Source organism: Micromonospora sp. NPDC005197, from assembly GCF_040608295.1.
Lineage (GTDB): Bacteria > Actinomycetota > Actinomycetes > Mycobacteriales > Micromonosporaceae > Micromonospora.
The window spans coordinates 1-10585 of the sequence record NZ_JBEXHY010000162.1; the positions used below are offsets into that span (position 1 = coordinate 1).

Annotated in this window: 8 protein-coding genes; 1 reads left to right on the top strand and 7 read right to left on the bottom strand. The window is 75.2% G+C overall.

Annotated elements, in window-relative coordinates:
• Window positions 1-80: 80 nt before the first annotated feature.
• From ABZU46_RS28850 to ABZU46_RS28870, 5 genes are all read right to left on the bottom strand, one after another.
• The gene (locus tag ABZU46_RS28850; protein WP_354862674.1) at window positions 81-1133 is read right to left on the bottom strand and encodes an acyl-CoA desaturase; all 1053 of its coding nucleotides are present in this window, start codon (window positions 1131-1133) and stop codon (window positions 81-83) included.
• Between the two features lie 132 nt (window positions 1134-1265).
• Window positions 1266-4718, bottom strand: a complete 3453-nt coding sequence (locus ABZU46_RS28855; protein ID WP_354862675.1) for a hypothetical protein — start codon at window positions 4716-4718, stop codon at window positions 1266-1268.
• Between the two features lie 47 nt (window positions 4719-4765).
• The gene (gene cutA / locus ABZU46_RS28860; RefSeq protein WP_234590601.1) at window positions 4766-5086 is read right to left on the bottom strand and encodes a divalent-cation tolerance protein CutA; all 321 of its coding nucleotides are present in this window, start codon (window positions 5084-5086) and stop codon (window positions 4766-4768) included.
• 9 nt (window positions 5087-5095) lie between these two features.
• Window positions 5096-6112, bottom strand: a complete 1017-nt coding sequence (locus tag ABZU46_RS28865; protein WP_354862676.1) for a 1-acyl-sn-glycerol-3-phosphate acyltransferase — start codon at window positions 6110-6112, stop codon at window positions 5096-5098.
• Entirely contained in the window at window positions 6112-6945 is an 834-nt protein-coding gene (locus ABZU46_RS28870) for a patatin-like phospholipase family protein (RefSeq protein ID WP_354862678.1), read from the bottom strand. The genes ABZU46_RS28865 and ABZU46_RS28870 overlap by 1 nt, the downstream gene beginning before the upstream one ends.
• A gap of 165 nt (window positions 6946-7110) precedes the next feature.
• Here ABZU46_RS28870 and ABZU46_RS28875 point away from each other — a divergent pair, with 165 nt between their 5' ends.
• Window positions 7111-8610: a protein kinase gene (locus ABZU46_RS28875; protein WP_354862679.1), complete on the top strand. Its 1500-nt coding sequence runs from the start codon at window positions 7111-7113 to the stop codon at window positions 8608-8610.
• Between the two features lie 15 nt (window positions 8611-8625).
• Here the strand turns inward: ABZU46_RS28875 and ABZU46_RS28880 are convergent, their stop codons facing one another.
• Complete coding sequence (locus ABZU46_RS28880) at window positions 8626-9681, bottom strand: glycosyltransferase family 4 protein (protein WP_354862680.1); 1056 nt, start codon at window positions 9679-9681, stop codon at window positions 8626-8628.
• 157 nt (window positions 9682-9838) lie between these two features.
• On the bottom strand, window positions 9839-10498 hold the full coding sequence (locus tag ABZU46_RS28885; RefSeq protein ID WP_354862682.1) for a BON domain-containing protein: 660 nt from the start codon (window positions 10496-10498) through the stop codon (window positions 9839-9841).
• Window positions 10499-10585: the final 87 nt, after the last annotated feature.

A 10585-nucleotide genomic window follows, 5' to 3' on the forward strand; every position in this document is an offset into this window, starting at 1 on the left:
CCCTTTCAGCCACCCCGCGCCGGGGGGGGCGCAACCCCCCGCGGCCCCCCCGCCTGTCGATCTCACGTCAGCCGCTCTGTTCAGCCGCGCAGCGGCCGGCCCACCTCGTGCAGGTGGCCGAGCGCCTGCCGGTACGACTCGATCAGCCCGGTCTCCGCGTACGGGATGCCCTGCTCGACGCAGTAGGCGCGGACGATCGGCTGCGCCCGGCGCAGGTTCGCCCGGGGCATGTTCGGGAACAGGTGGTGCTCGATCTGGTAGTTGAGCCCGCCCAGCGCGGTGTCGACCAGCCGGCTGCCCCGCACGTTGCGTGAGGTCAGCACCTGCTTGCGCAGGAAGTCCAGCTCGTCCTCGGCGGTCGGCATCGGCATGCCCTTGTGGTTCGGCGCGAACGCGCAGCCCATGTAGAGGCCCCACAGCCCCTGGTGCACGGCGGCGAAGAGCAGCGCCTTGCCCGGCGACATGACCGCCAGCAGCAGCGCCACGTAGCCGGCGGTGTGCGCGAGGAGGAGCCCCGCCTCGACCGCGCGGTGCCGCATCGGGGTCGCGTACCGGCCACTCTGCTCGCGGCCGATGATCGCCCGGATGCTCGCCACGTGCAGGCTCAGACCCTCAAGGAAGAGCAGCGGGAAGAAGAGGTACGCCTGCCGGCTGGCCATCCAGCGGTGTGCGCCCCGGGTCTCCAGCGCCTGTTCGGGAGTCCACGCCAGGGCGCCCGCGCCGACGTCCGGGTCCTCGTCCTCGTGGTTCGGGTTGGCGTGGTGCCGGTTGTGCTTGTCGACCCACCAGCCGTAGCTGATCCCCACCGCCGCGTTGCCGGCGACCAGCCCGACGACCTGGCTGGGACCGCGTCGACGGAACATCTGGCGGTGCCCGGCGTCGTGACCGAGGAACGCGACCTGGGTGGTGGCCACCGCCATCACGGCCGCGAGCGCCACCTGCCACCAGGAGTCGCCGACCAGGAACACGGCGACCCAACCGGCCACGAAGGCGCCGAGGGTGAGCACGAGGCGGGCAACGTAAGAGGCAGGTCGCCGCTCCAGCAGGCCGGCCTGACTGATCCGTCGGGACAACTGTGCGTAATCACTACCCCGCCGTCGTACCGGCGGTTCCGCCACCGCTCCGAGCGCCATTGCTGCTCCTGTTCCACTTGCGCCGAACCAGGATGGTTCGGGGTCAACGTCAGTCTCCCCGCATCGGTTGCGGTGAGTAACCCTGACAACCCCCGGATGGGGGGTAGGGCGGGCCCTACCCCCGGCCTCGGTTCAGCCCAGCCGGGCCACTGCGGCGCGCAGTCGGGCCAGGTCACGACGCCGCCGCTCGTAGCTGGCGGCCAGCCCGATCAGCGCCAGCCCGCCGGCGCCCAGGTAGATCCACCGGGGCAGCAGGTCCCAGCCACGGGCGATCTCGTGCAGCGCCAGGACCGCCAGCACCGCACCGCCGAGCAACACCGGGGCCTGCCAGCGGCGGCTGGCGCCGGCCAGCACCGCGCCCAGCGCCGCCGCGCCGAGCAGCAACCGTCGCCACGGCTGCGGATCCGGCCCGGCCATTACCGACACCAGGCTCGGCAGCAGCGCCGCGACCAGCCCCGGGCCGAGCGCCGGCCAACTCGTCAGCCCCGGCCGGGTACGCAACGCCAGCAGGCCCGCGCCGAGGGCGAGCCCCGCGGCCGGCAGGGTGTACGCCTCCAGCACGGTCACCCCGCCGGCGGCGAGCAGCACCCACGCACCGAGCAACTCGCTGCCCGCGGCGATGGCGGCGAACCGCCACCGTCGACCGGCCGGCTCCCCCCGGCGCAGCAGCCGCAGCGCGACGGCCGCACCCCACAGCACGCAGACGGTCGCGAGCTGCTGCGCCACCTCGACGGTGAGCGCCGCAGCCACCCCCGCCACCGCCTGCGCGGCGGCATCCAGCACGCGCCCGACCGGTGCCCGCCGCCGGCTGGACGTGGCCGCGGCGGCGAGGACCAGCACGGCCACCCCCAGCAGCGGGTACGCCGCCGCCCGCAACCCCAGCCCGTTGGCCAGCGGAGCTGTCACCGCCAGCGCGCACGCCGCTCCCACGGCGGCGACGCTTCCGACGACGCGCACCTCGACCATCCGCGCTCCGACGGCGACGACCACCGCCGTCACCAGCAGCGTGCCCTCGGCCGCGAGCGTGCCGGACCTGGTGGCCAGGAGCACCGCCACGCCCGCCGCGGCCAACACCGCTCCCACGGGCACGGCGATCGACGCGAGCCCCGGACGGGGCGCCACCAGGGCGGCGAGCAGCAGCGTGGACACCCCGACGAGCAGGGTGGCGGCCGGCAGCACCGGCCAGGGCACACCGATCGCGACGAGCAGCACCGGCAGCGCGGCGGCGGCGAACGGCAGGCCGGCCAGCAGCGCTGGGCGCACCCGCCGACCGGCCAGCGCCGCGGCCACCGCCAACCCGACAAGCGCCAGTCCGGTGGGGAACAGCCCCCGATCGGCGGTCGCGGTCGGCGCCCCGGACCAGACCGGTTCCCAGATGCCGTACGGAAAGACCAGCGCGATGAGGATCGTCGGCAGCGCGGCCAGCACCGCGACCCCCGCCAGCACGGCACCCGACGCCCTCAGCAGACCCCCGATCGCCGACGGCCCCCCGACAGCCGACGATCCCCCGACAGTCGTCTGCTCCGCGGGACCTTCCGGCTCGTCGCCGAGCGCCGGCAGGCCCCAGCGGGCGACGAGCGCGACGCCCAGCGCCGCCAGCGCGGCGTACAGCGTCACGGGTTCGTTCCCCGCCGCCACCAGTGGCGCGACCCCGGCCGCGAGCACCGCGACCACGGCGCCCGGCACCGCGTACTCGATCAGGTCGACCCGGTGGCGACGCACCGCGAGCGTCGCGACCAGCGACAGCCCGGCGGCGATCAGCGCGGCCCGGGCCTGCCACCAGGGCTGCACGCCGGCCGCGAAGAGCGCCACCGCGGCGATGGCGGGCAGCGCCAGGTGCGCGGCCAGCAGACCGACACCCGCCACCCGTCGGTACGGCCCGTCGGCCGTCCGCACCGCCAGCGCCACCCCGAGCACGGTGCTGATGCCCAGCACCACCACGACGCCGAGCGGATCGGCCAGGGCCACCAGCAGCGCGTGCCCGATCAGAACGGCGCCGCCGGACGCCCAGCCGAGCAGGGTGGCCGGTCGGGTCGCCGGACGTGCCAGTACGGCGAGCACCAGAGCTACCCCGCCGGCCAGGTCCACGGCCACCACCGTCGCCCACGACGCTGTCCAGCCGATGGGCAGGGCGAGCAGCACCACCACCGCGCCGGCCGTGGCCAGCCCCGCCCACCCGCGGCGGGGCAGCAACGACGCGGCCGCGCCCAGCGCCAGCGCCACGGCGGGCGCCACCTGCCAACCCCAGCTCAGATCCGGCCCCCACCCGGCCCCGTGCCAGGGCGGCAGCGACCGGGCGGCGGCGGCCACCGCCAACACACCGGCGATCGCCACGGCGACCTGCGCCGCACCGGCCGCGACCAGCAGCGCGCCGGCGCGCGGCCCGGGACGCCAGCCGGTCGGCAACAGCCGTACCGCCCCGGCCAGGACGAGCGCGACCGTCGCCGCCGCGAGCAGCAGCAACGACGGCCGCAGCTCACCCACCGGGCGCAGCAGCGCGGCGGCGAGCACCGGCATCAGCAGGCCGGCGGCCACCGCCCGCGGCGCCGTGCCGCCGACCAGCAACGCCGCGACGAGCCCGGTCACCGCGACCAGCAGCATCGGCACGCCGGCCAGCAGCGGCGACCCCGCCGACCGCCCCAGCACCAACGGCACCAACGCACACGCGCCCGCGCCGACCAGCGCGCCGACGTGACCCAGCCCGGCGAGCACCCGACCGGCGAGCCGGCGTGCGTCGTCCCCATCGCGCAGCGCGACCAGCACCGCCAGATTCAGCACGGTTACCCCGAGCAGCACCAGCACCCAGCCGTCCGCGCCGGGGTCGGCCGGCGCCGCGAGCAACGGCAGCACCGGTTGCGCGACCACGAGGCCGGCGAACCAGGGCCCGGTCAACCCGCTCAATCGGCCGTACGCCACGGCGATGGCCGCGCTGGCCCCCCCGACCAGCGCGGCGTATCGGGTGCCCGGCCATCCGGCCACCTGGCCCAGGTTCACCGACCAGGCGGCGTACCCGTCCAGCAACACCAGCAGCAGCCCCACCGCGGCGAACGTCTCCGCCGTACCCCGCAACCCCCGGCGGACCGCCAGCAGCGGGCCGGCCAGGACGAGCGCCGTGACCGCCGCCAGGATCAGCGCCCGGCCACCGACCCCCACGGACGCCCAGGCCACCGCCGTGAAGACCACGGCCGCGGTGCCGAGCAGAAGTCCACCGAGGACGAACAGCAACCCCTGGACCGTCCGGGTCGAGGTCTCCGCCGCGCCGGGCCGCGCGTGCTCCCCCGTGCCACCGGGCGACGCCGACGCGACGACCGGCGCCGGCCCGACGACCGGCGCCCCCGCCGCCAGCCCCGCGCGGACGACCGCCGCCAGCTCGGCCCGCCGCCGCGAGGTGGCCGCCAACAGACCAGCCAACTCGGTGTACGTCCGGCGGGCCCGCTCCACCTCCGGACCGAGCCGATCCACCTCCCGCCCCAGTCGGACCACCTCGGCCGCGACGGGGTCCGGCGGGCGGCGGCAGCCGGCGCAACCGGCGGTCAGGTCGGCCGGGGCGCCGCAGGCGGGGCAGGGATAGCGGGTGTCGTCCACCCGGTCATCATCGAAAACCGACGGCGGATGGCCCAGAGTGCGCGTACCTAGGGTCGGGTGTGGTCGTGCACCCAGGCCGCGTACCCGGGATCACCACTGTCCACCCGCGACACCAGGATCTCCGGGACCTCGTACGGGTGGCTGGCCCGGATCTGGTCCACCAGCGCGGCCAACCGATCCGGCGCGGTCTTGAACTGCACGGACCACTCGGTGCTCGTCTCCACCCCGGAGCGCCACCAGTAGGTGCTGTCCACCTGACCGCCGACCTGGGCACAGGCGGCGAGCCGCCCGGCGACGGCCGCGGCCGCCAGCACGTCCGCAACCGAACGCGCATCCACCACCGTCGTCACCACGCAGATCTGGTCCACGAGCGCACCCTACGCGGCGCTGTCCCGATTGGCCGCGATCCACGTGTCAATCTGCGCCCACCAGTCGAAGAGCCAGTCGATGCGCTGCTGCCGGCCGGTCGGCACCTCCTCCGGGGGCACCGACCAGAACCGCATCACGATCCGCTTGTCCATGGGCAGCTCCCGCCACACGTCGGCGACGGTGCGCATCCGGTCGAGTCCGGTGTGGGCGACGAAGATGACCCCGGCGTCCGGGGCGGCGTCCAACGCGGCGAGCACCCCACCGGGCTGCGGGGCGAGCACGTGGCGCATCCGTTCGGCGCGCTGCGCCATCCGTTCCAGGCCGAGGGACCGCAGCCGGGCGATGGCCCGCAGTCGGCGCTTGGGGGTGAAGTTGCCGCCCTCCGGAAAGATCACGAAGGCGTCGTTGTCGTCCAGGCCGGTGGCGAGGTGCCCGACCTGGCGTACCGTCTCCTCGCCGCGCTCCGGTGTGGGCGCGATGAACCGGTTGGGCAGGCGGTTGAGCAGCACGTCGATCGCCGGATCCCACTGGAGGCTGTCCTTGAGCACGATCCGCGGCTCCCGGTTGAACCAGTTGACCAGACCGTGGATCAGGATGAACGAGTCACCCGGCCCGGCGTGCCGGCAGAGCACCAGCTCGGGCCGACCGGGCAGCGCGGTGTCCGGGTCCGTGCCGACCACGTCGATGTGCAGCCGCAGCGACCAGCGGGCCTGCCAGAACAGCACCCGCAGGAACCAGCCGGCCAGCACGTAGTGCGCGCGCTGGAAGGCCGGGGACCGGCTGCGCCAGCCGAACCCGGACGCCAGCCACAGGACGAACAGCGCGAGCAGCGCGGCAGCGTCCCAGACCAGGTAGACGCAGCCGATCCAGAGCAGACGCAGGGGGCGTAGCCGGCCCGGGACCAGCGGCGAGACGGCCGCCGCGAGCAGCGCCCAGACCGGCAGCGTGGTCACCACGGCGATCGCGAGCAGCACCACGCCGGGGGCGATCAGCAGCCGCCGCAGCCACCTGGGGGGCAGCGGCATCAGCGCTCCACGTGGGTGGCGAGGTAGCGGCGCGAAGCGGTGTACGCCCGGCTGATCCGCCGTCCCACCGCCGCGATGTCCCGGTACGCCCACGGCGTGTCGTCGCGTGGGTTCAGCCCACCGGTCGGCAGGACGTGCACCTCCACCCCCTCGGGCAGCGCGGCCATCTCGCGGAAGAAGCGGTGCCGGCGGGATATCTCGAACGCGACCTGGGCGATCTCCCACGGTCGCCGGGGTGGCGTCAGCTCCCGTTCGATCCGGCCCACCTGGAGGACGAAGATCTGGCCGGCGCCCGCGGCCACCGCCTCGCCGATCGGGATGGAGTTGACGATGCCGCCGTCAACGTAGTGCGCGCCGTCGATCTCGGTGGGCGGGAGCAGGCCCGGCACCGAGGCCGACGCCAGCACGGCCGGCACCACCGGGCCGCTGGAGAACCAGTGCTCGGCGGCCCGCTCGATGTGCGCGGCGCAGCAGCGGAACGGCACCCGCAGGTCGGCGAAGGTGGTGTCGGCGCCCAGTTCGGATTCCAGCAGCCGGCGCAGCGGCCGGGGCGAGTGCAGGTGGGTGCGGGCGGCGAAGCGGCGCAGTTGCCGGGCGACCGAGTCGCCGTACACCTCGCTGGCCTCGGGTGAGGCCCAGAGCCGCACCAGCCGGTCGGTCACCGCCTCGGACGGGTCGGCGGCGACCAGCGCGCCGTTGACCGCGCCGATCGAGGTGCCGAGCACCATGTCGGGTTGGATGCCAGCGCGGAACAGGGCCCGCAACATGCCCACCTCGACGGCGCCGAGCACCCCTCCGCCACCGAGAACGAACGCCACCGGTCCCCCCGCCATGTCCTCATCCTGGCACGCGCCCGCCGCCACCAGTCGGCCGCCGCCCACCGGGCGGTGGGCGCACCCCGCCCGCCGTCCGCCACCATCGGGCACATCGGCCGTTGACAGGCAGGACACATTCGCGCAACCTGATACGGCTCCCACCCCCGAGGGCAGGTGCGATCCGTGAAGGCAGCGCTGCATCCGGGCCGATTGCTGGCCCGCAGGTACCGACTCATCGACCAGATCGGCTCCGGCGGCATGTCGGTGATCTGGCGGGCGCGGGACGAGGTGCTCGACCGCGTCGTGGCGCTCAAGGTGCTCGCGCCGTCACTCGCCGCCGACGCGCGGTTCCGCGACATGGTGCGGGAGGAGGCGCGCGCCGCCGCCCAGTTGGTGCACCCGCACGTGACGGCGGTGCACGACTACGGCGAGACGGTCGACCCGGACGGGACCATCACCTCGTTCGTGGTGATGGAGCTGCTCAGCGGCGAGGAGCTGGAGCTGCGGCTCACCGAGGGCCCGCTGCCGTGGCCGGAGGCGGTCGAGCTGGGCGCCCAGGTCGCGGACGCGCTGGCCGCCGCGCACCGGCTGGGCATCGTGCACCGCGACATCACCCCGGCCAACGTCATGATGACGGCGATGGGGGTGAAGGTCCTCGACTTCGGCATCGCCACCCGAATCGGCGCCCCGGACGAGGACGAGGACGGCGGCACCTTCGGCACCCCGGCGTACGTGGCCCCGGAACGGCTCCACGGCGCACCCGCCCAGCCGGCCACCGACGTCTACTCGCTCGGCGTGCTGCTGCACGAGGCGTTGACCGGCCGGGTGCCCTACCCGGCGGACACCTGGGAGCAGCTCAGCGCCGCGCTGGCCGGCGGCCCGGCGCCGACCCTGGCCGACGTGCCGGAGCTGCCCGCGGCGGTGGCCCGGATCTGTCTGCGGAGCCTCTCCCGGGACCCGGCGGACCGGCCGACGGCCCGGCAGCTCGCCACCGAGCTGCGCGGCCACCTCCCGCCGCCCGACCCACCGACCGCCACGATCCGGGTGCCCACCCTGGCCCTGCCGCCGTCGACGACGACCCCGCCGCTGAGCGCCGCGGGGACGGCGCACGCGGGCGACGCGACGGCACCGCTGGCGGACGAGGTGACGGCGCTGTCCGGTGCGGGGCCCGGCCGGTCCCGCCGGCGGGTGGCGCTGCTGCTCCTGATCCCGGTGGTGCTGGCCGTCGGTGTGGCGCTGGCCGGTGCGGCACTGCTGCCCGACCGGCAGCCGGATCGCCGGGCCCAGCCGTCGGCCGGCCCGGCGACGCCCGTGCCGCCCGACCCGCCGACCGACCCGCCGGCCACCGAGCCGTCCCGGCCGACCCTGGCACCGTCGTCGCCACCGGCCACCCGCGCGCCCACCGGCGAGCCGGGCACCCTCGTGGAGGCCGCCAACCGTGTCGACGGGCTGATCGACGCCGGCCTACGCGACGGGGAGATCCGCGACGATGTCGGCCTCGACCTGCGCAACGAGCTGCGCAACCTGCTGGCCGCCGCCGGCTCCGGCCGGGACGAGCTGGCCCGACCGGTGGCCCGGCTGCGCGAGAAGGTCACGGTCCGGCTGGGCGAGGGGGCGATCAGCCCGGCGTACGCGCAGCGGCTGGACGCCGCCATCGCCGAGCTGGGCGCGGCCCGGGTCTGACCCGGGGCGACACCGTCAACGGACCGCGACGGGGGCCGTCTCGCGGGCAGCGGGCCGCCCGAGGGCGAAGCGCCGGTAGACGTCCTCATAGCCGTACGCCATCCGCTCGACCGAGAAGTTCTCGGCGACGTGCGCCACACAGTCCAGCGGGTCCAGCTCCCGAACGGCCAGCAGCGCGGCGGGCAGCTCGGCGGGCTGCCGACAGACCAGCCCGGTGATCCCGGGTCGAACCAGTTCGGGCACCGCGCCCCGGTCGAGCGCGACCACCGGCGTACCCGTCGCCATCGCCTCCACCATCACCATGCCGAACGGCTCCTCCCACTGGATCGGCATGATCAGGCAACGGGCGTCGACGAGCATCCGCAGGGTCTCGGCGCGGTCGGCGTTGAGCACGACGGACACGTCCTCGTCGACCAGCGGCGCGACGACCTGCTCGAAGTAGCGCCGCTCAGCCGGCTCGTTGCACTTGCCGGCCAGCAGCAGCGGCAGGCCGGCCTCCCGGCAGGCGCGGATGGCGATGTCCGGGCCCTTGTCCGGGCTGAACCGGGCCAACCACAGCACCGGCCCGGGGCCGGGCGCGGTCTTGCGCGGAAAGCCACGCAGGTCCAGTGCGTTGTGCACGGTGCCGGCCCAGGGCAGGCTCGGGTTGAGTCGGCGCTGCGCGTGCGAGATGGCCACCAGGGCGACGTCCTCGCCGGCCTCGCCGAGCACGTCGCCGTACTCCCCCACCGGGTTGCCGTGCACCGTCGCCACCGTCGGCACGGACCGGCGGCCGGCCACGAGCGGGCCGATCGTGGTGTGGTCGTGGATCACGTCGAAGTCGGCCGGCGTGATCATGCGGTTCACCCGGGCCAGGTGCGCAAGCTCCGGCAGCGACTCGCCGAGCCGCTCGTACTGGACCTCGGCGACGGTGGAGACGAAGCCGCTGGCGTCGGTGCCGTGCTGCTCGCCGGCACCGAACAGCGTCACCGCGTGGCCGTGCGCGGACAACTCGTCCACCAGGCAGGCCACCACCTGCTCCAGGCCGCCGTAACCGGGCGGCGGCACGGACAGCCATGGCGGGACCACCATCGCTATGCGCAACGACCGCTGCGGCGAGCGGTCGGCGGGCGGGTGGTTCACGGCCACGAGTCCTCCCCGTTGATCCCCGATCGGGTATCGCCGTCGGTCGGCATGGTCCGCGGCGGTTTCCCCACCCGGCCTCCGGTAAACCGGACAAGACGGACGCCTACCCGCCGACCAGGAGTTGGTCGTGCACGGCTCGTACGCCCGGCGCCGACCACGCCACCCGATCCACCTGGTCCCGTTCCCACCACGAGCGGACCACCCCGGCGAGGACCAGCGTGTCGCCGTCCACCTCCACCGTCACCCGCTCGGCGCCGAGCGTGCGCGCCAGGGCACGTCGGACATCCTGCCGCAGCCGCTCGCCGGCCGGTGGCGCGGACGGCCGCACCTCGACCAGGTTGGTGATTCCCCGTACCCCGTCCAGCCGGCGCAGCTCCCCCTCGGCGGCCCGGCGCTGCCACCCGAACTCGACCTCGCCGCGCAGCATCAACCAGCCGTTGGCGACGGTGACGTCCAGCCGTTCGGCCGGCACGAAACTGTCCCACTCCAGGGCCCGGGCCGCGGCGAGGGCGATATCGCCGTCGGTACGCCCCGGTGTCCCCGGCAGGCGTACCTCGATCTCGTCGGCCACCACGCGTACCCCCCGCACCCGTTGGGCGCAGCGGGTCGCCGCCCACGCACGGGCCGCGCCGTCCACGAAACCGGTCAGGGTGACCACTCCCTGGTCGACGGCCACCCCGATCTCGTTCGGTCGCAGCCGCGGATCCCAGGCCAGCTCGGCCAGGACCTCGCGCTGGATCCACTCGTCGTCGTCGACATCCACCCTGCTCACGGCCCACCCCCCGTACGCTCGCCGGCTCGCCTGCCGACCGTGCCGCTCGCACGGGTGACGGCGGTTCACCCCAAGAGG